At 69.6% G+C, this 20,272-nt stretch carries 21 protein-coding genes and 1 pseudogene; 17 read left to right on the top strand and 5 right to left on the bottom strand.

What is annotated here, in order from left to right:
- The first annotated feature begins 32 nt into the window (after positions 1–32).
- Genes SSP08S_RS47070 through SSP08S_RS47060 form a run of 3 tightly spaced genes read left to right on the top strand, consistent with a single transcriptional unit; the run spans position 33 to position 4,389 of the window.
- Entirely contained in the window at positions 33–1,145 is a 1,113-nt protein-coding gene (locus tag SSP08S_RS47070) for a C40 family peptidase (protein ID WP_245608101.1), read from the top strand.
- Positions 1,142–1,822 carry a hypothetical protein gene (locus SSP08S_RS62740; protein ID WP_019074629.1) on the top strand — a complete coding sequence of 227 codons (681 nt, stop codon included), beginning with the start codon at positions 1,142–1,144 and terminating at the stop codon, positions 1,820–1,822. Before SSP08S_RS47070 ends, SSP08S_RS62740 begins: the two co-directional genes overlap by 4 nt.
- Positions 1,762–4,389, top strand: coding sequence for a hypothetical protein (locus SSP08S_RS47060; RefSeq protein WP_019074628.1), 2,628 nt, complete (start codon positions 1,762–1,764; stop codon positions 4,387–4,389). Before SSP08S_RS62740 ends, SSP08S_RS47060 begins: the two co-directional genes overlap by 61 nt.
- Before the next feature lie 86 nt (positions 4,390–4,475).
- Here the strand turns inward: SSP08S_RS47060 and SSP08S_RS57405 are convergent, their stop codons facing one another.
- The 5 genes from SSP08S_RS57405 to SSP08S_RS47035 are packed head-to-tail and all read right to left on the bottom strand — an operon-like array spanning position 4,476 to position 8,779.
- Positions 4,476–4,934: a DUF6283 family protein gene (locus SSP08S_RS57405; protein WP_019074627.1), complete on the bottom strand. Its 459-nt coding sequence runs from the start codon at positions 4,932–4,934 to the stop codon at positions 4,476–4,478.
- A 48-nt stretch (positions 4,935–4,982) separates the two neighbouring features.
- Positions 4,983–6,380, bottom strand: coding sequence for an NAD(P)/FAD-dependent oxidoreductase (locus SSP08S_RS47050; protein WP_026179431.1), 1,398 nt, complete (start codon positions 6,378–6,380; stop codon positions 4,983–4,985).
- A complete protein-coding gene (locus SSP08S_RS47045; protein ID WP_019074625.1) occupies positions 6,370–7,569 on the bottom strand; it encodes an MAB_1171c family putative transporter in 1,200 nt (399 codons plus the stop codon). Before SSP08S_RS47045 ends, SSP08S_RS47050 begins: the two co-directional genes overlap by 11 nt.
- Positions 7,566–8,171: a hypothetical protein gene (locus tag SSP08S_RS47040; RefSeq protein ID WP_019074624.1), complete on the bottom strand. Its 606-nt coding sequence runs from the start codon at positions 8,169–8,171 to the stop codon at positions 7,566–7,568. The genes SSP08S_RS47045 and SSP08S_RS47040 overlap by 4 nt, the downstream gene beginning before the upstream one ends.
- Positions 8,168–8,779, bottom strand: coding sequence for a hypothetical protein (locus SSP08S_RS47035; RefSeq protein WP_019074623.1), 612 nt, complete (start codon positions 8,777–8,779; stop codon positions 8,168–8,170). The genes SSP08S_RS47040 and SSP08S_RS47035 overlap by 4 nt, the downstream gene beginning before the upstream one ends.
- Before the next feature lie 997 nt (positions 8,780–9,776).
- Here SSP08S_RS47035 and SSP08S_RS58555 point away from each other — a divergent pair.
- The 14 genes and pseudogenes from SSP08S_RS58555 to SSP08S_RS46960 form a co-directional block, all read left to right on the top strand.
- Positions 9,777–10,607, top strand: a complete 831-nt coding sequence (locus SSP08S_RS58555) for a class I SAM-dependent methyltransferase (RefSeq protein ID WP_078532783.1) — start codon at positions 9,777–9,779, stop codon at positions 10,605–10,607.
- Positions 10,608–10,869: 262 nt separating this feature from the next.
- Entirely contained in the window at positions 10,870–11,124 is a 255-nt protein-coding gene (locus SSP08S_RS47020; protein WP_158697313.1) for a hypothetical protein, read from the top strand.
- A 131-nt stretch (positions 11,125–11,255) separates the two neighbouring features.
- Complete coding sequence (locus tag SSP08S_RS47015) at positions 11,256–11,816, top strand: hypothetical protein (protein WP_019074619.1); 561 nt, start codon at positions 11,256–11,258, stop codon at positions 11,814–11,816.
- A 13-nt stretch (positions 11,817–11,829) separates the two neighbouring features.
- Positions 11,830–12,432 (top strand): OmpA family protein, encoded by a 603-nt coding sequence (locus SSP08S_RS47010; protein ID WP_019074618.1) that lies wholly within the window; start codon positions 11,830–11,832, stop codon positions 12,430–12,432.
- 242 nt (positions 12,433–12,674) lie between these two features.
- Entirely contained in the window at positions 12,675–13,292 is a 618-nt protein-coding gene (locus SSP08S_RS47005) for a hypothetical protein (RefSeq protein ID WP_019074617.1), read from the top strand.
- Complete coding sequence (locus SSP08S_RS57395) at positions 13,286–14,170, top strand: hypothetical protein (protein ID WP_019074616.1); 885 nt, start codon at positions 13,286–13,288, stop codon at positions 14,168–14,170. The genes SSP08S_RS47005 and SSP08S_RS57395 overlap by 7 nt, the downstream gene beginning before the upstream one ends.
- A gap of 89 nt (positions 14,171–14,259) precedes the next feature.
- Positions 14,260–14,901 carry an SAF domain-containing protein gene (locus tag SSP08S_RS46995; protein ID WP_019074615.1) on the top strand — a complete coding sequence of 214 codons (642 nt, stop codon included), beginning with the start codon at positions 14,260–14,262 and terminating at the stop codon, positions 14,899–14,901.
- On the top strand, positions 14,901–15,725 hold the full coding sequence (locus tag SSP08S_RS46990; RefSeq protein WP_019074614.1) for a CpaE/TadZ family protein: 825 nt from the start codon (positions 14,901–14,903) through the stop codon (positions 15,723–15,725). The genes SSP08S_RS46995 and SSP08S_RS46990 overlap by 1 nt, the downstream gene beginning before the upstream one ends.
- Positions 15,715–17,193: a TadA family conjugal transfer-associated ATPase gene (locus SSP08S_RS46985; protein ID WP_019074613.1), complete on the top strand. Its 1,479-nt coding sequence runs from the start codon at positions 15,715–15,717 to the stop codon at positions 17,191–17,193. The genes SSP08S_RS46990 and SSP08S_RS46985 overlap by 11 nt, the downstream gene beginning before the upstream one ends.
- On the top strand, positions 17,190–18,131 hold the full coding sequence (locus tag SSP08S_RS46980; protein ID WP_019074612.1) for a type II secretion system F family protein: 942 nt from the start codon (positions 17,190–17,192) through the stop codon (positions 18,129–18,131). The genes SSP08S_RS46985 and SSP08S_RS46980 overlap by 4 nt, the downstream gene beginning before the upstream one ends.
- Positions 18,128–19,015, top strand: coding sequence for a type II secretion system F family protein (locus tag SSP08S_RS46975; protein ID WP_019074611.1), 888 nt, complete (start codon positions 18,128–18,130; stop codon positions 19,013–19,015). The genes SSP08S_RS46980 and SSP08S_RS46975 overlap by 4 nt, the downstream gene beginning before the upstream one ends.
- Positions 19,016–19,065: 50 nt before the next feature.
- Positions 19,066–19,269 carry a hypothetical protein gene (locus SSP08S_RS46970; protein ID WP_019074610.1) on the top strand — a complete coding sequence of 68 codons (204 nt, stop codon included), beginning with the start codon at positions 19,066–19,068 and terminating at the stop codon, positions 19,267–19,269.
- Positions 19,269–19,679, top strand: a pseudogene (locus SSP08S_RS63940) (TadE family protein); the annotation flags it as partial. The gene SSP08S_RS46970 and the pseudogene SSP08S_RS63940, both read left to right, overlap by 1 nt.
- A gap of 152 nt (positions 19,680–19,831) precedes the next feature.
- Positions 19,832–20,272 (top strand): TadE/TadG family type IV pilus assembly protein (locus SSP08S_RS46960; RefSeq protein ID WP_245608100.1); only part of this gene is annotated, 441 nt, incomplete at its 3' end.

The following is a 20,272-nucleotide window of genomic DNA, read 5'->3' as shown; positions in this document are numbered from 1 at the left end:
GCCGTACGAAACGGATCAGGCGGTGGGCCTGCGTGATCGCCGTGTTGATGTTCGCCGCCGTGTGCTGCGCCGCACCGGTCTCAGGCACGATCGGCGCCTACACGGCGCTGAAGACGGGGGTAATCGACGACGGCGGGATCGCCGAGGGCGGCAGTACAGCCGACATCCCGGCGCGCATGCTCGCCGCCTACAAGAAGGCCGTCCAGCAGGTCGGCACGTACGTGCCCACGTGCCGGGGCATGCGCTGGCCGATCCTGGCCGGGATCGCCAAGGTCGAGTCCAACCACGCCATCGACCACAACATCGCTGCCAACGGCGACATTACCCCCAAGATCTACGGGGTCCTCCTCAACGGCTCCGGTGCCGGCGGCAACACCACCGCCGTCGCGGACACCGACGGCGGCACATGGGACGGCACCGCGAACGGGGAGCGCGCCGTCGGCCCGTTCCAGTTCCTGCCCTCCACCTGGGAAAGCGTCGGCGAGGACGGCAACGGAGACAAGGTCGCCGACCCGCACAACGCCGACGACGCAGCCCTCGGCGCCGCCGTCTACCTGTGCGCAGGAGGCCGTGATCTCGCCCAGCGTTCGCAGCTCAGGGCGGCGATCCTGCAGTACAACCACTCCGACGCCTACGTCACCGACGTGCTCGGATGGATCAACCAGTACACGGCAGCCGCCAAGGACCCGGACCTGAAGAACGTCACGGGCAAGGTCCGCACCGTCATCGAGGCCGCGCTCTCCCAACGGGGTGTCCCATACTCCTGGGGCGGCGGCAACGCGCACGGCACGTCCTACGGCGCCTGCTGCTCGCCGGGCGGCAAGAGCGGCACGGACATCAAGGGCTTCGACTGCTCGGGGCTGACCCAGTACGCCTACGCGAGAGCCGGTATCACCCTGCCGCGCGTCGCGGCCGCCCAGGCCGGCGTGGGCCAGCGGATCCCCGCCGGTCTCGGGCCGCTCGTACTCAAGCCCGGTGACCTCGTCTTCTTCGCCACCGCACCCGGCCACGATGCCACGATCTACCACGTCGGGATCTACCTGGGCAGCGGACAGATGGTCAACGCCCCCCGCCCGGGCACCGTCGTGCGCCTGGACGCCGTCGACACGATGCCCGGCTACGCGGGGGGAGCACGGCTGCTGTGACCACCACCCCGCGCACCCCGCGTCTGCTGCTGAGCACGGTCATCCTCGCCGTCGCCGGCGTCGCCCTGCTGGGCGTGCCGCATGGTCAGGAACCGTCGGCGCCGGCGGTGGCGCCAACCGTGCACGCGGCCACGATTCCGTCCTCGGCAGCCGCTGCGCCCCCGATGGGCGAGCCGGCCGCTGGTGCGGTTGCCAGTGTGGCTCCCTCGGCAGAGACATCGTCGGCCGTCGAGTCGTCCGTGCTGCCGCCGCACGGCGAGGGCGTGGACGGCGACGCTGCTGTCCAGCGGAACCTGGTCGCAGCCTGGCCCGCCGATCTTCCGGCCTCCGACGAGCGGGAGTTGCTCACCACCGGCCGCGCGCTGCTGCGCGCGGACGCCACCGGCATCGACCGCGCCACGTGGCCGGACGTCTTCCCTGAGTCGAGCCGGGCGGTGGCCCCGGCGTTCGCCACCGCCCGTTTCCGCATCCAGGCCGCGATCGCCCGCCGCGACGGCAGTCCCGACAAGGCGGTGGTCCATCTGGTGTGGGCGGGGTCGGACCGCGGCGGCACCTTCACCGACCTCCGCATCACCGACCGTCACTTCACCCGCACGATCAAGAAGGGAACCGCGACGTGGACTCCGCAGCCCCGCACCTCACCAGCCGGGCCGACGAGACAGCTGCCGGTCAGGTGATCGACCTTCTCACCGGTCTCATCGACGCCGTCGACTGGCTCTACGACCACTGGTATCTGCTCGCCCTGGTCATCGCCGCCTGCTGGGGCGTGGGCGAGTGGCTGGTCCGCCGGCTCGCGGAGCGGGCCTCGGCCGAGCGAATGGCCTTGGAGCTTGTCTCCAACCGGCACTTCGACCCGGGTCTGGAGGAGATTTTCCGGCGCGGTGTCCAGCTCGCCCGCGCGTCCACGGCGATGCCGTGGTGGGCGCCGCGACGGGCGAAGACCGTACAGATCCGGCTGCGCGCGGACGGCAGCACTCCGCTGCGCTACCGCATCGAAGGCCCGGTCGGCGGTGAACGGTTGCTGTCCATCACACCGTTCGGGCCGGACATCACCGTCAACCGGGCGAGGCCGATCGTCGACGAGCCCCGGACGCACACCGTGCGAGCCGAGTTCATCCTGCGCGGCAAGGTCACCTCACCGCTGCGCGAGGTACCGCTCGCCCCCGACCCGCTCCAGCCGCTCGTCGACGCCGTGTCCGACCTTCGGGCCGAGCTCGGCGACCTCGCCGAGATCCGCCTCGACGTCCAGCGCGCCCCGAAGTGGACCCTGCGGGCCCGCCGCCTGCAGCTGATGAGCGCAGCTCGCCGCTCGGAGCGCCGGGAGGCCCAGCGGGCCGCACGCTGGCTTCGGCAGGACGCCAGCGGCATCGAGGACTCCTGGGGCGGGCAGCTGCAGCAACTCCTCAGCGACAAGTCCGGATCAGGTGCGGGACGGCGGCTGGTGATGCCGCCAGTGCCTCGCCGGGTGGAGCCAACGGAGGCGCTAGGCAAGCTCGCCGAGGACGACCACCTGGTCCGGATCCAGCTCCTCGTGATGTGCGCCTCCAACATTGAAGGCCGCGCACAGGCCCGCCTCGCCCAACTCCAGGCCGCCCTCGACGTGTTCGGCAGCCGCTCACGATGGGCGATGCGCGGCTGGAGGCTGGGACCGTGGCGGATCGGCGCCGACCACTGGCCCACCCGCCGTGGGTTCGAGCGGCGCTGGAACCTGGGGCACTGCCAGCCCCCACGCGCGAACTGGGTGAGGCTGGAGGAACTGACCGGCCTGCTCAAGCCCCCGACCGTCAACTGCCGCCAGCCGGTCCTCGCCGGTGACCTGCCCACCTTCGCCTTCGGCGACCCCGAATTCCTGCTCCAGGGCATCTACCGAGGTCCGGACGGCCGGCAGCGGCTGGTCGCCACCTACGCCGAGGAGACCCTGTTCGAGGTCGGCGTCGGCAAGGCGGGCGGCGGCAAGACCGAGCGGGCCCTGGCGCAGGCGATCGGCTGGGCGCACGCGGGCGGAGGGCTGGTCTTCGTCGACCCGCACCGCGACTCGTGGCCGCGGGCCACGACGTTCCTGGCCCACGCGCACCTGGCGCCACGCATCGCTCTGGTTGACCTCAACGCTCTCGGCCCCAACCCCATGGTCAGCTCGTGGAATCCGCTTGGCATGCACCATGGGCAGGCGGTACACGAGGTCGTCGAGGCGATCGCCGACGCCTACGCCTCCGTGCTGGCCTGGGACGACGCGACCGCTCCGCGCGCGCTCACCATCCTCACCTCCGCGCTCGCCGTCCTGGTCGCGGTCAACGAGGCCGCCTGCCAGGCCGGCCGGCCCGAGGACCAGGCCACGATCTTCCACGTGCGGGCCCTGCTCAGCGACGCGGCGTTCCGCACGGCGGCGCTCGCCTCAGTGGCGGACCGCCTGAACGAGGAGACCCGCTCGTGGTGGAAGGTGGTCTTCCCGACGCTGTCGCCGGACGCGTTCGCCGTGGTCCTCAACCCGATCGCCCGCCTCGCCGCCAACCCTGTCACCCGGGCGTTCCTCGGCCAGCCGGTCGGCGTCTACAACATCCGCGCGGCGATGGACTCCCAGATGATCGTGTGGGTGTGCCCGGGCGGCAACGGGCCCACCGACCGGCTCCTGACCGCGCTGCTCGCCCGCGATCTGCTGCGCGCGGCGCGCTCCCGGCGCGACACCCCCGAACACCAGCGGGTGCCGTTCCGCCCGTACTTCGACGAACTGATCACCCTGACCGGCGCGGCCCCGGAAACCATCGCCGCCATGTTCGAGGACCTGCGCAAGTACCGGTGCCACGTCCACGGCATGACCCAGCTGCTGTCCCGGCTGCCCACCTCGGTCCGGCTGTCCCTGGTGCAGAACGCGTCCACGCTGGCCACCACCGCCGGGTCGACATCGGCAATCGCGCCGATCACCGCGGAGTGGGGCGACAACCCGAGCCCGCACCGGGTCGCCACCATGGAACGTTTCGAGCACTTCGTCTCGCTGAACGTCCGCGGCCATCGTGTCGGGCCCATCCAGTTGCGCGGGCCTCACCTCGACGACGTCTTCGCCGCCCAGGCCCGCCCGAAGAACGTCCCCGCGCTGGAGCGGGCCGCCCAGGCCAACGCCGGGGCGCTCCCGCTGGACCAGCTCACCGCTCGCGCGGCCGGGCAGCTCGGCCGCGTCACCGCCTTCCTCGCCGCGCACACTCCGGCCGGCACCTCTGTCCGCCTGTCGAAGGACAACGGCTGGAACTGATCTTGTCCGAGAGGCTCCCCCTTCTCGCGGGCTGGTTGAGGTCGTGGACGACCATGCGCCTCCCCATCCCGCGCGCCACCGTCCCGTCATCCGTGCCCTTCGCGACCTACTCGCCTGCGCTGCAGCTGCTCCTCGCGAGCTTCGAGGAGCGCCGCCAAGCTGGAGTGCAGGGGCGGCCAAGTGGCCTGCGGTTTCAGGATGTTGCGGGGCAGCGAGTTCATCGCAATCACGAGTTGAACCGCGAGATGGTGTTGTCCGATCACGGCGAGCCACCCAGCGCACCAGGGCAGCGGCTGGGCGGCGTCCAACTCACCGAACGGGCAGTCCACGACGGGGGCCTCGAAGGAAGCCAGTTCGCGGGGTCTGCCGTCGGCTCGGGCCAGCATCGCCATGTCATGATCCGATGTGGCAGTCAGATCGCTGTCCGTACGCCACAGGCACTGGGCGCACGGATGGCCCCGGGAGTCGTATGTTGCACCGGGTTCGAAGGCCAGGACCGTGACGTGGACGGCATCGTCGGTGTGCGGTTCGCTGGCGTGCTCCACGTTCAATCTCCCCATGGACTCGGCGGCTCGGCGCCCTGACTCGGACGGTTAGGAAACGCTCTTCCATTCCTGCTCACTCAGAGGGGCCTGGGGCAGGTGTGGTTTCTTCGGGCCGAGGAGCATGGGGATGAGCATGTCGGGCGAGAAGAGGCGGGTGGCGGGTTTCTCCAGGCTCATCACGTCCAGCAGCGCGCCAAGGGCCCGGGGGTTGCGGGCTCCGGTGGCGACTGCCTGGTCGACGAATCGGGCGAGGAGCTTCTCCACGGCGGTGGGTGGTGTGTCTGCGGCCCCGGGGTAGAAGGCGTCCTGTCCGACGGCGAGGTCCCAGGCGGCGGCGACCGGGCGGGCGGCGGCACGCTGGAGACGCTTGGCCGTGCCGGGTGCGGTGATGCTGGTGGACTGCAGGATGTCCCGGACGGCTATCGCGCACTGGGCGGCGACGGTCAGGCCGTGCCCGTAGACGGGGTTGTACGCGGCGATGGCGTCACCGAGGACCGCGTAGCCGTCGGGCCAGCGGTCCTCCTTCTCGTAGTAGCGGCGGTTGTTGCCCGTGCTTCGCGTGGTGGCGATCTCTCCGAGCGGTTCGGCGTCCTTGATGAGTTGGCCGATGACGGGGTGGCCGAGGCTGAGGGCGAAGTCTTCGAAGGCGTTCGGGTCGTCGGTCGGCTCTCCCCCGCGGGTTCCGGCGAGGGTGACGATCCACTGGTTGTCTTCGATGGGCAGGATGATGCCGCCCTGGCCTGGCGCCTTGGCGGGGTTGGCCTGGACGTTGACGAGCGGGAAGGTGATGTCGGCGGTGCGGCCCGGAGCCCGGTAGAGGCGGGTGGCGTAGGCGACGCCGGCGTTGACTTCCCGTTCGGGAGTCTTGGGCAGGCCCAGGCCTTCGAGCCACGCGGGACTGCGGGAGCCCCGGCCGGACGCATCGATGACAAGGTCGGCGGCCAGGGTGGCTTCGTCGCCGTCGGTGCTGACGTGCAGGCCGGTGACACGGGCGGCGTCTCCGACGAGTCCGAGCGCGGTGGTGTTCTCGCGGATCGTGACGTTCTCCAGAGCTCGGACGCGGTCGCGGAGCACGGAGTCGAGGAGGTCGCGGGAGCAGACGAGATTGCGGTGATGGGTCGCTGTGAAGCGGCGGAACCACACTTCGTTGGGCGCACGGGAGACCATGTCGCCCATGATGTGGACCAGGCGGCCGCCCTTGGCGAGGACGTCGTCGGTGACGCCTGGCAGCAGGTCGTTGAAGGCCTTCACCCCGCCGCTCCACACCAAGTGAGCGTGGCGCGCTTGCGGGACTCCGCGGCGCGGCTCGGCCCCGTGGGGCAGCAGGTCGCGCTCGACGATGGTGACGTCGGCGATCTCGCTCAGGGCGGCCGCTGCGAAGAGCCCGGCTGCGCTTGCCCCGATGACGACGGAGGTGGGTCGGCGGTTCGTAGCACTAGGGGGCATAGGTATCGGCGCTTTCTGTGCTGGTCACCCGCTGGCGGATGCTGTCGACGAGGCGAGGGCGATGCAGGGCCTGCGCGATCGTGTCGATGTGCTCGTGCATATCGGTGCCGAATTCGAGCTGCCGTGCGGTGAGGCTCTCCGAGCTGGGCCATTCGGTGCGGTGGGCGTCGATGGCTGCGCGGACGGTGACTGCGCGGGCCAGGGCGCAGGCCTTCTCCTCGGTGTTGTCGGCCAGTGCCGTTTGGTGTGCCTTCTGGTAGAGGTCCTGGTCGAAATAGGGGGCCAGGACGCGCAGGGCGTCGTGAATGCGCTGTTGGCGTTGGACCAGGCGGAGGTCGAGGGGCACCCAGAGGCCGAACCGGGCCGGGGCGCTCGAGGGGGTGACGTCGTACAGGGCCCGCCACAGTGCGCGCAAGTGCCGGTACTCACGCCGGTCGCGGAACCACCTCTGCTGGAGGGGCCCGGCCTGGGGGACGATGAACCCCATGGCGACGAGGATGCCTGACAGGAGGGCGAAGGGCGGCGCGACGTTGGTGCTGAGGCTGTCCCAGTTGTGGCCGGACCAGCGGGCGCCGATCGCGATCAGCTTCGTCGTGTCGTAGAGGAGCCCGGAGGTGAAGCCGAGCTGCAGGAAGACGACGCCCGATTTCAGCCAGCGGTTTTCAACCTTGGGGAACCACTTGACCAGCATGGACGTGGCGACCACGGACGTCACCATGTGGGCGCCCAGGTACAGGAGGATGTGCTCGCTCATCCAGGGGGTGCTGGCGTAGTAGGTGTCGAGGTCGTAGATCCTCGGCTCGGGCACATGGGCCAGCAGAAACGTCACCCACAGCAGGACGACGATACCGGCGTAGATCCAGTAGATGCGGCGCATCCGCCGCTGACGCTGGGCCGACGGTTCCTCCCGCCAGCGCATGATCATGGTGAGGGCGGTGGCGCAGAACGCAGTCAGGAACGAATAGGCCCAGGGTGATGCGATGTTGGGGACGCCGGTCAGCTGGTTGAGTCGTTCGATGTTGACGGGCGTGATGACGACGAGTACGGCCGTCGCGAAGGCCAGCAGGAGCGTGGTGGCCTTGACGTTGGGATCACGCCAGGCCCGCACGAGGGTAGGTAATTTGAGGAGAAGGGCGATCGCCAGGAGCGCGGTGGGGATGGCGTAGGGGATGTGGAAGTGTGCACTCATAAGAGGGTGCCGCCGCGGCTGAGGAGGGAGAGGTTGATGCGTCCCTCGACGGTCGCGTCGCTGACGGGTCCCTGCGCGTACCGCCCCCTTATCCAGGGCCTCACGGCGGCGGCGAACAGAAGGCCGAAGGTCTCCGCGTCTATCTCGTGCTCGTCGGCGCAATGATCGCGGGCCGACACAGTCAGGACGGCCTCACTCGTCAAATCGTATTCGTCAAGGATTTGCTGGAGCGCGCGGCGGACGGCTTCGGGCTGTTGAAGAGTGCCGTGAGTGCGGGCCGCTGCCGGCATTCCGGCCGCGTGATGGCCGGTGCCCATGTCCGCGTGCTTGAGCTCATGGCCCACAATGACGAGTTGGGCCTCGGAGGCGGTGGCTTCCTCAACGACGATGATCGAACGGTCGCCGAGGTCCAGGCACAAGCCCGAAACTCCCGCATCCGGCGGGAAGGAGTAGAACTTGAGTTCTATGAGCCGGCCCTTGCGGACGCTCATGGCCCGGCAGAACTGGCGCATCACATCCCGGGGTTCCGCCGGGCGCTGAAGTTCCTTCGCTGCTTCCTCCCCCAGGGCACTGATCAGTAACTTCATCTCCTTGGTGCTCATTTGCCGGACTCTCCCTCTTGCGGCAGCACCGATCGCAGCACTCCCTCAAAAATGCGTTCGATTTGGGCTCGTGTCATGGAGCCGTCCTGCCGCATGTGCGCGTTTTTCACGCCGTAGCGGCGCATGAGCACTTCGACAGGATCTTCTTCGGGGCTATCGAGTTCTCGCAGGGTGGGCAGCAGTACGCGGTTGAGGGCTTCCTCGGGTGGCGCCGTGAAGAAGCGTTCGTCGTCCTCGACGCCGAAGTACGCGGCCAAGTGGTGCAGGAGATCAATGTTGGGTGTTTTCCGGCCTTCGCAAACGTTGCGTGCCCACACGTCGGAGATGCCCAGTCGTGCATGGAGGTCGGCGGCCAGCTCCGACATGCGTTTGCCGGTGCGGGCCAGGTAAGCGGTGCTGACGACCTTCATGCGTGCGCAGACGCGCTCATTGACCGTATCGGCTGCGGGCTTGCGGCCCTTGAGCAGGCGGCTGATGACCGCGTCCGGCAGGGCCGTCTTCGCGGCCAGCGCCTGCGGGTCGAAGATGTCCGCGCGCTTCAGGCCTCGTTCGTGGATCAGCTCTTCCAGACGCTGAAGCGTCTCGGGCAGTGACGTCGAAGGCTCCAACGAGGTTCTCCCTACGGGCCCATGGGGGCAGCGGCTCCCGTACATGTGCATGGCAGAGTACGCGCAACACCCACAGTTCTCAACGATCGTTTATTGGCCATATTCGATCGTTAAATTCCCGGCGTTCTTCCCGGATGGGGCCAGACCGCCCCGGAGGCCACAAGACCGCACCACCGGCCATCTACCGAGATGAAACGATCGTTCTGGATTTCAGAACTATCGTTGACACATGGTGTGCGCACGTAGCACTATCACCCGGCAGCGGAGGTGAATCGTCCGGCTGCCGGGCGGGATCACCGTCGTTGGCGCTGTCTTGAACCGCACCCAACCACCAGGAGACCCCCTTGCACGCGCCACGCACACCACCTGACACCCGCCGCGCGCGGTTTGGTTCCCGCCCCAGCGGTGTCGGGCAGTTCCTCCCACTGCTTCCGGTCGCCCTCCGAACCCCCTAAACGGGGGCTGCCGGAAGTACCGGGCAGGGGCCTGTCCATCCCACCGTCGCAGGACCGGCCCCTGCCCACGGTCCAGCAACCGCCGCCCGCCGGCCGTGCTGCCGCGTCGGACCGCACCCGCACGCAGGCGCCAGCGTCACCGAGCAGCCACTCCGCACGGAAGACAGCGCGTGCAGCGCCGTCCGACGCCGCGGGCCAGGTGCTGGACCTCCTCGGTCCCCGCTCTCGCCGCACCAACCTCCCAGGAAGGACGCGCTCATGAGCAAGTCACCGCTGACACACCGCGGCAGGCCGGGCCGCCGCAGCCGTTGGCGTGCCGCCCCGGCAGCGGATGCGGCTATGCCCTGGACAGCGCCGCCGGCCGAAGAACGCCTCCAGGTCCGAGAGCCACAGGCCGCCCTGTCCGCCCTGCCGCACCTCCCTGACGAGCCCTCACCAGTGAACCTGTTCGGAGTGCCCGCGGGTGAGGTGACCACTCCCGGCTTCGACCTGAGTCGGCTGCGCCAGATCCGTTGCACCGACGCGCCGCCGAAGAACACGCCATGACCCCCACCGCCTTAAGAACCCACCGGCTCTCGGCAGCAGACTGGAATGAGTGGGCCGCGTCTTTCCCGCCGGTCGCCGTCAGTCCGGCCGAGAGCGCACTCTTCGAGCAGGCCACCGCCCCGCACCCCGGTATGACCGCCATCGACCTCGCGTGCGGCACGGGCCAGTGGACACGCCAACTTGCCTCCTGGGGCCTCGCGGTAACCGGGTACGACTTCTCCGACGAGGCCCTTCGGCGGGCCGAAAGGGCAGCGCCTCTCAAAGGCCTGTCGTACGCGCTCTGGGACATCGTCGCGGATCCGATACCCGGCCATCTGGCACCCGGCAGCGTCGACATCGTCACCTGCCGCTACGGCCTGCCGTATCTGGAACCGGGTCGGCTCCTCACGGACGTGGGCCGCTGGCTGAAGCCGGGCGGCATGTTCTACGCACTCGTGCACGTCACCGCAGACGCTGACCGCGCCGACGCCTCCGAATGGAGGGCTCACGCCAGCAGTCCCGCGGACCGGACCCCGTTCGACCTAGGGCTCACCGAGGCGCATCTCCGCGACATCGGCGCCGGTTGGGCACGTCGCGAGGTGCACCACCTCGACCGCCGTCTCCGGACGATCGTCCTGAGCGGGTACGACAGCCCTCCTCCACAGCATCCGCCGCCGGTGAACAGCTCAGTCCCCGCGGGACGCATGCCGCCCGGCCAGGTGCTCCGGGACGGCGCACGAGCTCAGCCGGTCGCCCAGGCCGTCTCGTCCGCAGCCGTCGCCAGCGCGCTCGGAGGTCCCGCGGGCATACAGCCTGTCGGCGCCGTCGCCTGCACGGCACAGGCCTGAGTGGCCGCCTTGACCGCTCCCGGCTCGTACCGGCTCCCCGTACCGGTCCGCGCCGAGAGCTGCGGACGGGGGCCTGACCGGCTGGCCAGGCAGTCACATCAGGCCCCCGTCACGTGCCCGCAGCGAGCGCCGAGCCCAGTGGGCGAGATCCGGCAAGACGCCCCCGGCGTCCGACCGGCCCAGCCTCTGCCCGGCGGTCTTCTTCCTGCGGACATCCCGTCCCATACCGCTCGACCGGTGCACTCCGGGCTGAGGAGGATTCATGCGCCGCTCCCGTCGGCCACAAGCAAGGGCCGGCTTCACCTGTCCCGCACCCACACACCACGGGCTGTGTGTGCTGGAGATCGTCGCCGCCCAGTCCACCACCAACAGTGCCGAGGCCCTGGAGACGGCGGTCGTGGTGCACGGAACGTTCTCCGAGAAGGAACTCCACGATGTCCGCACGAGCCATCCCGGACGCTACGTCACGCTCGACGACAACGTTCTCGTCCTCTGGCCCGGCGGACAGATCTCATGACACCGGGTCGCGCCGTAGGGGCCGCCCCCAGGCGAGCAGTTGATCCGGTGGAGCAACACATCGTGCGCGAGGAGAAGAGGCAAGAACGACTCCGACCAGGACCATCTGCCAGAAAGGACGGACATAGCGCCATGAGAACGTGCTTCACCATCCCGCTGCGCAGACGACTGCTCATACCGGTCCTTGCAGCGGGCCTGGTCCTGGGAGCCGCAGGCTGCGCAGGCGGCGGCGAACTGGCCGCGGCTTCGGCAACGAGCGGCTCCGCCCCGCGCGCGAAGCAGGGCCTGGGCGGCACGGGGCTGGCCGAGCTCCAGGGACAGAACGGCCTGGCGCTGACGATCACATCCGCCGACCGGGATCCGGCCGGGTACCTCACCGTCCGCGGCGACCTCAAAAACGACGGGACCCAAAAGGCCGTCGTACCCGCCGAGTTGCGCGGCGACGAGCTCGCCGTTCTCAGGACCGGACCGTCGCTGGCCGGAGCCACGGTCACCGACTTCGTGCAGCGCAAGCGCTACTACGTGCTGCGCGACACGAGCGGCCATCCCCTCACCACGACAGGCCTCACCACGCTGAACGCCGGGGAGAGCGTCCACGTCTTCATGCAGTTCCCCGCACCGCCGGCGAGTACGACCTCGGTCGGCTTCCAGCTCCCTCTGTTCGACACCGCGACCATCAAGATCTCCGGGTGAGGTGAGGTACCCCATGCGGCCACTACCGTCGCGCCTTGCAGCGGGGCTCTTCGCGCTCACCACTCTGGCTGCGGCCCTCAGTGCGACCGCCGCCAGCGGTGCCCAGGAGGCCGTTGCCTTCCCGAACCACAGCGGCACCGGCCTCGCGCTCCGCGGCGGCGCCGCACTCGCCCCGCCCAAGATTCTCGATTTCGGCTCGGACCCTGTTGCCGTCAGCCGGGTGGTCGCGGACCAGGACGGCTCCGAACGGCGCACGGACACGAACACGGAGGTGACGTACGCGCTCCAGGCCGAGGTGCTGTTCGCCAAGGACAGCGCGCTGCTGAGCGGTTCGGCGCAGTCCCGCATCGCTGCGATCGCCCGCGCGATCAGCCATGAGCAGCCGGTAAGGATCCGCATTTTCGGCTTCACCGACAACCTCGGGTCCTCGGCCCACGGCGACGCGCTGTCCGCGCAGCGTGCCCAGGCCGTGCGAGGGGTCCTGGCCCACCGGCTCCCGCCGACGATCGCCTTCGAGACCCGGGGTTTCGGCGAACGTGATCCGGTCGCGTCGAACACCACGGAGGCCGGCCGGAGAGCGAACCGACGCGTCGAGATCTCCTTCTCGCGGTCGTGACGTTGGCCGCAGGAGAGAGGAGGAGCCAGCACGACGAACCGACATCCAGTTCTGAACGTGACCCGATACATCCCGGGTTGTGCGAGCGAACTCACTGAACTAGCTGGGAAGTTGACTGGCATATGCGCGAACTTGCGGTTCCGCAGACGCATCACCGCAGCCGGCTCTGGCCGCGAATCCAGAGCGCCGTATGCCGACAACCGCCAGTGATCATGCCGCACCACGTCGTACGGGGAGACAACATGACACGTGTACAACGACTCCCGGGAGGGCTCACCGCTGTCCGCATCCGGGAGTACGCAACCGCTGTACTGATCGCCGGCGGTCTGCTGCTCGTGACCGCCTGCGGAGACGGCGGTGACTCCGGGTCGTCCGCCAAGAATTCGCCGCCGGCCAGGAGCACTTCTACGCCGCCGGCCGCTTCCGCACGTACCGACCCGCAGGCTCAGGCCAAGGCCGGCGTTCTCACGGCGTACGACGGATTCTGGGACGCCCAGGTCAAGGCGTACGCACAGGCCAGCATCAAGGGCACGGACCTGGAGAAGTACGCCACGAAGAAGGCCCTGGGCCGCGCCATGGGCGACGTGCTGGTCATGCAGAAGGCTGGCACCGCCACCACGGGCGCTCCGACGCACGACGCGAAGGTCACGTCCCTGACGCTCACCGGCTCAACGCCGAAAGCCACCGTGCAGGACTGCCTGGACATCTCGAACTGGAAGACCGTCACGAGGAAGACGGGCGCCGTGCGGCCATTCCCGTCGACTCAGCCCTTGCGATACATGACGACAGCTCAGGTAGAGAAGTGGGGGAAACAGTGGATGATCACAGAGATCACGCCAGACGGAACGCACACATGCTGAACCGCTCCATGCTGGCCACGTTCCTGGCTACCGCAGCGCTCTGCACGCTGCCCGCGACGTCGGCGAGCGCCGGCAACGACCCGGTGATCGGCGGCGACTGCCCCGGTGCGAGCTCCTACGTCACGGTCTGCGAACAGCAGCCGGGAACCTCGAACAGGCGAAGCCCATCGGGCGATCCGAGCGCCAAGGGTTCGGACAAGGACACCAGCCCCCAGCTGTGCTCGGTGAAGCGCCTCGATCCGCAACCCCCCGCCAGCGACCCGGTCTGGGACGGGCACAAGCCCGGCGACGGAGCGATCTACACGCGCATCTGCCTGAGCGACGCGCTCGCGGCCGCTGCAGGAGCGCAGATCGCCCCCGAGATGTTCTGGGCGGCCCAGGCCCCGGCGGTCAACGTCGACCCCGAGCAACTGGCGCGCGAGGCCGTGGACCGGATGCTGCTGACCGGCCCGAGCATCGCCAGCCCGCGCGCCACCGGACAGTACGTGGTCGGCGTGCCGATGTGGATGTGGGTCAACGAAAGCCCCACCACGTACGGACCCAACGCAGCGTCCGCGTCACTGGCCGGTGTGACGGTCAGCGCAACAGCGAAGGTCAGCAAGATCAAGTGGTCGTTGGGCGATGGAAGCGCGGTCATCTGCAACGGGCCCGGCACCGAGTACGCGGCCGCGTACGGCAAACGGGAGTCCCCGACCTGCGGCCACACGTACAGCACGACGTCCGCCTCCCGGGCCGGAGGCAAGTACGCCCTGACCGCGACAGCCACGTGGACGGTCAACTGGCAGGTCGTCGGAGGTGCCGGAGAGACCGGCCAATTCACCGAAACCCGTCAGTCCCAGATGCAGGTGGCGATCGGCGAACTCCAGGTCGTCAGATAACGCCACCGGAAGGATGAACGTTGAGCAGGACCAAGACCCAAGAACGCGCGGAGACAGCAAGCGGGGCCGGAGTCCCCCAGCAGGGGCAAGTGGCCGCGCCGGTCGCGCCGCCGCGGGTGTCGGCCCGCAGGCGCCGTCCCGGGGTGATCGCCCTGTCGCTCGCACTGATCGCCGCCGGTGGAGCGGGTGTTGCCGTCCTGCTGCTGCAGGTCGGCCACCGCACCCAGGTCGTCACCGTGGTCCGCGACGTCCAGGTCGGCCAGGTTCTCACCGAACAGGACCTCGGCAAGGCCTCGATCTCCCTGGATCCGGCGGTGAAGGCCGTCCACGCGGACGATGTGAAGGCGGTGGTGGGCAAGCGGGCGGCCGTGGAACTGAAGCCCGGCTCGCTGCTGACGCCGTCACAGGTGACGAGCGACTCCCTGGTCAAGGCTGGCGAGCAGTTGGTGCCGATCGGACTCAAGCCCGAACAGGTTCCCGCCACCAGCCTGGTACCCGGCCAGAAGGTCGAGCTGGTTCACGTTCCCGCGCAGGGCGACACGGACACCGACAGGACGTCCGCCGCTCCGCAGACCATCACCGGGCGCGTCGTGAAGGCGTCCAAAGCCGCCCCCGGCACCGGAATCGTCGTCGTCGACGTCGCAACCTCCTCTACCGACGGGCCGACCGTCGCCGCGTGGGTGTCGGCGAGCGCACTGCGCCTAGTCCTGACCGCACCGGACGGCAGCTGATGGCTGTCATCGCGCTGGCCGGCTGCACTGGCGCCCCCGGGGTGACGACCAGTGCGCTCGCGCTGCTGTTGTCGTGGCCGCTGGAGCCGGGCCGGAAGATGATCCTGGCCGAGTGCGATCCGGACGGCGGGGCCGTGCTGCACGGACTGCTGCAGAGCACGCTCGGCGAACGGTACGGGCTGCGCAACCTCTCGGTGGCCGCCCGAACGGGCCGGTTCGGCGACGCCTTCTGGCGCCAGTTGATCGATTTGAGCGGCGAGGGCGGACAGCGGGAGTCACCGCGTGACCGGCTGCTGCTGCCGGGCATCACCGATCCTGCCCAGGCGGCGAGCCTGGGCTCGGTGTGGAAGGGCCTGGCGTCCGTGTTCCGGGGCATCGAGACTGACCACGGCCACGACGTCCTGATCGACCTCGGCCGCAGCGGCGCCTTCGGTCTCTCCGGGGTCCTGGCCGAACAGGCGGATGCCGTCGTCGTGGTGGTGCGCAACACCCTCCGTAGTCTTCAGGCCGCTCAGTCCCGGGTGATGGCGTTGGAGGAACGCGTCGGGGACGTCGGCCTGCTCGTCATCGATGAAGGTCCCTACCCCGCCGGCGAGATCCAGCGCGTGCTGCAGGTGCCGGTCGTGGCGACACTCCCGTACGCGCCGGGTGACGCCCGGGTGCTGTCCGACGGCGCCGAGCAGCCCCGCCGCTTCACCAGGTCGCCGCTGATGAAGGCCGCCCGTACCAGCAGTGCCCTGCTGGTGCAGCGGGCCGCTGTGCGCCGCTCCCGCCTCGGCCAGCGCCGCGCCTTCGCCGCTGGGGAGGCAAACCGTGGACGCTAAGCCCCTGCACCCCGATCCGTCCGTCACTCACCCGCCCGGCCGCCCTCAGCGGGCCTACTGGACTGCGGCCGGAACCGCCTCGACTCCGCACGCGGTCGGCACCGCGGCACCGCAGGTCACCGTCGACTACCAGGCCGCCCGGAGCATCGCGGCCCAAGTCGCCCGGCAGCGTGAGGAGTTACTCAAGAGCGCCTGGGGCATGGACCGGGCCAGCGAGGAACAGCGCTGCCTGGACTGGATCAACGAGGCGGTCGCGTTGTGGTCGGACGCGCACGCGATGACACCGCAGGAGGACGGGGCGCTGCGGCGCGCTGTGTACGACCTGCTCTACCGGGCCGGGCGGTTGCAGCCGTATCTGGACGACGAGCGGGTCGAGGACATCATCATCCAGGGCCCGGGCGAGGTGTGGCTGGACTACGGCGACGGCGAACGCCGGATGGTCGGCCCGATCGCGGACTCGGAGGAGGAACTCCTCGAACTATTGCGGGAGTTGGCCCGCGACTCCGGGCACAGCGAGCGGACCATCTCCACCGCGAACCCCACCCTCGCCCTGTCGCTTCAGGACGGCTCCCGTCTGCAGGCGATCACCGGGCTCGGCCCGATGACGTATGCGGTCATCCGCCGCCACCGGGTCTCCCACGCCGATCTCGACGGCCTGGTGCGGCTGGGCACGATCGACCCGATCCTGCGGGAGTTCCTCGGCGCGTGCGTGCGCGCGGAGAAGAACGTCATGATCGCGGGAAAGCAGAAGGCCGGGAAGACCACGCTGCTGCGGGCGATGCTCAAGGAATTCGATCCGGACTGCCGCTTCGCCACCATCCAGACCGAGGACGAGCTGTTCGCCCACGCCAACGGCTACCACCGCCAGGTCGTCAACCTGGTGGGGCGGGAGTCCAACGGGGAGAAGGACGTCACCGGCCGCGGCGCGGGCGAGATCACGCTGCTGGACCTGATGCATCCGGCGCTGCGGATGTCGCTGGAGCGGATCGTGGTCGGTGAGGTCCGCGGTCCCGAAGTCGTCGCCATGATGCAGGCGTTGACGAACGGCTCGGGCGGAAATCTGTGCACCATCCACGCGCGTCGTCCCGACATCGTCTTCGACCGGATCGCCGAGCTGTATGCGCTGGCCCAGGGCAACCTGTCCGAGCAACTGGCCTACCGGCAGACCGCCAACGGCCTGGACTTCATCGTGTACGTGGACATGACGGACGAGACACGGATCGGCGGCTACCGCCACCGCTATGTCTCCCATGTCCTGGAGGTGACCGGGATCGGCGAGTCCGGACGCCCGGCCACCAACGAGATCTTCGCTCCGAGGAGGGAGTTCGGGGAGCTGCGTGCGGTACCGCGGATGGACCCGGGCTGCGTGGATGACCTGCGCCGTGTGGGCTTCGACTCCGGCCTGCTCCAACTGACCTACGGGGCCTGGGAGCGGCCGCTGGAGCTGATGGTGGGGGCCGGCCGGTGATCCTGTTGTGGGCGCTGCTCAGCGGCATGGCCGTCATCGGCGGGCTGATCGGGACCGTCGCCGGTGCAGTGGGGACTTCCGCCCCGCGCCGGGCGCGGCTGCGCGAGCGGTGGAAGGCGATGCGCGGCGGCACCGAGCAGGGCGAGGAGGTCCGGCTGCGGCGGCGCACGCTGACCGCCGTGGCGCTGGTGGTGTTCGTGGGCGTGTGGCTGGTCTCCGGGAATTTCGTGGCCGGTGCGATGGTGGGCGCGGCTGTGGTCGGGGTGCCGTGGCTGATTGCGCCGGCGCAGATCGCGCAGGAGCGCATCGGGCAGCTGGAGGCGCTGAGCGCGTGGACGCAGCATCTGGCCGGACTGCTGCGGCTGGGTATGGGCCTGGAACAGGCGATGATCACTAGCCGTCGGGGTGCCCCGGAGGAGCTGGCCGGGCAGATCGTCAATCTCTCCGACCGGCTGCGCCTGGGATGGCGGCCCGAGGAGGCGCTCCGTGCGTTCGCCGACGAGCTCGACGACATCACGGCCGACAAGGTGGCGGCCGCGCTGATCCTCTCGGCGGGCGACCGCGGCCCGGGCCTCGCGCAGGGGCTGGAGGACCTGGCCGCGACCGTCCGTGAGGAGGTGGCCGGCAAGCGGAAGGTGGAGGCCGACCGGGCCAAGTCGCGGACGACCGTGCGGTGGATGACCCTGATCACGCTGGGGATCGTCGGCGGCGGATTCTTCGTGCCGTCCTTCACCCGCCCCTACAACACCCTGCTGGGCCAGCTGGTGTTGGCGTTCCTGACCGCCGGGTTTATCGCCACGCTCGCCCTGATGCGCTCGCTGGGCACCTTCCGCCGCATCGCCCGGTTCCTGATCGCCGACGCGCGCAGCACCGTCCGCCTGCCCACACCCGCTGCAGAACCGGACCAGGGGCGCATGCGGGAAGGGGTCACGCCGTGAATCTGCTTCCCGTCGTAGCGGCCGGAGGCACCGTGGGCGGCGGTGTCGCCCTGCTGGTGCGTGAATTGCTGCAGCAGCAGCAGCCCGCGTTGGCGGTGGCACTCAAGCGCACCGGTCCCGCGCGCCTGAGCATGCCCGAGCCGGAGCTGGACCGGGAGGAGCGGTGGGGCAGGTGGCTGCTGGCCCGCCTCGAGCACCTGCCCGGCGTACGGATCCCCGTCACGAATCTTGCCCTGCTCGGACAGGGGCCGGGCCAGTTCATGCTGAAGAAGACGGCGCTCGCCGCGCTTGGCCTGCTCTGCCCTGTGCTGGTGTCCGTCCCGTGGATCATCGCGGGCGTCTCCCTGCCCTTCTATGTGCCCGCGGCCGCCGGACTGGCCATCGCCGGCCTGCTGTTCATCACTCCCGATCTCGCCGTACGTGACCAGGCCAAGCGGGCGCGGGAGGAGTTCGCGCACGCTCTGTCCGCCTACCTCGACCTGGTGGCGCTCAAGCGGGCCGCGGACGCCGGGCCGGCTGAGGCGCTGGAGAAGGCAGCGGCTGTCGGGCGGGGGTGGCCGTTCCTGTATCTGCAGGGCGCGCTGCGCCGTGCCCGGCTGGAGAAGATCCCGCCGTACCAGGCGCTGTCCGAACTCGCCGACGAGTACGACCTGCCTGTCCTGACGGATGTCGCCGACATCATGCGCGGCTCGGCCACCGACGGCGCCGCCGTCTACAAGGCCCTGCGGGCCCGCACCGCCGCACTGAACACCGAACTGCTCGCCGACCAGGCCGCCGAGGCCAACACGGCCAGCGAGAAAATGACCGCCCCCGGCGCTCTCCTCGCCGTTCTGGTCATGTTGCTGATGGCGTTTCCCGCGGTGATCCGCATGCTCACTGTCTGAATCCGTTTCCGACCGTCGAACTCGCTCAATCTGGTGGAGGAGCACGCCCGATGAAGTACACCGTCTTACGGTCCTGCCGCGCCGTCCGCCGGCTGGCCACGCGCATGGAGGAGGCCACGCGTCAGCCGGACCGTGGCGACATCAGCATCACCACCGTCATCATCTGGGTCGCCGCCGTCGGCGGCGCCCTGGCGATCGCCGGCACGATCGCCGTAGTGATCGCGAAATACAACCTGAGCCTGAGCGGGATCTGATGCCGGGCGGCCCCCGTATCCGGGCCTGGTGGCACGGGCGGCGCTGGGGGGACGACCGGGGCGACGCCTCCGTCCAGATGGCGATCGTCTTCCCTTTCATCCTGCTCACCACGATCGCCGTCATCCAGGCCTCCATGTGGTACTACGCCCGGGAGATCGCCCTGACCGCGGCCCGCGAGGGCCTCACCGCGGCCCGCGCCTACCAGGCGTCTCCCGCCGATGGCACGGCCCGCGCGCAGGACGTCCTTGCGCGCAGTGCGGGGGACAGCCTGCGCGGCTACGGCGTCTTGGCCAGCAGCGACGGGCAGCGCGTACGCGTACGGGTGTCCGGTACGGCCTTGTCGATGATCCCGGGCCTGTCCGGGCTCAAGATCACGCAGTCGGCGTCGGGGCCTGTCGAACGCTGGACGACGGAGGCTCGTGGGTTCACGAATTCCGAAGCGTTCGAGGCCGGAATTCGCAGGAGTGTGACCGCACCGTGCCGACCTGGTCCGTATGCCTGCCAGGGATCTCGCCCTTTACGAGAACTCGCGACAGTTCAGACAGCCGGGGGGTGAATCCGTTGCGCATCAGGGCCTGTTGGAGGCAGCCGGCGGGTGGGGACGAGGGCAGTGTCGCGATCGAGGCCGCCATCGTCCTCCCCTCTCTGATCATGTTCCTGTGCCTGGCGATCGCCGGCGGACGCCTCGTCACCTCCGGCGCGAAAATCGACGCGGCGTCCGAGGACGCGGCACGCGAGGCGTCCATCCACCGCACCGTGGCCTCCGCGCAGGCCGCCGCGCACGCGGCCGCCCTCGAGTCCCTGAACGATCAGGGCATCACGTGCGCGTCCGTCAGCGTCCATGTGAACACCGGCGGCCTCAATGTGCCCGTGGGGCAGGTGGGGACGGTCACCGTGACCGTGAGCTGCACGGTCAACCTGTCCGATCTCCTGCTGCCGGGCGTGCCCGGTGCCCGGACGCTGACGTCGACGGCAACGTCGGTCGTTGATCAGTACCGGCAG

This window comes from Streptomyces hokutonensis (assembly GCF_000376565.1).
GTDB classification, from domain to species: Bacteria; Actinomycetota; Actinomycetes; order Streptomycetales; family Streptomycetaceae; genus Streptomyces; species Streptomyces hokutonensis.
Note: the sequence above shows the minus strand (reverse complement) of the source record. Positions and strands in the feature narration are given on the sequence as shown.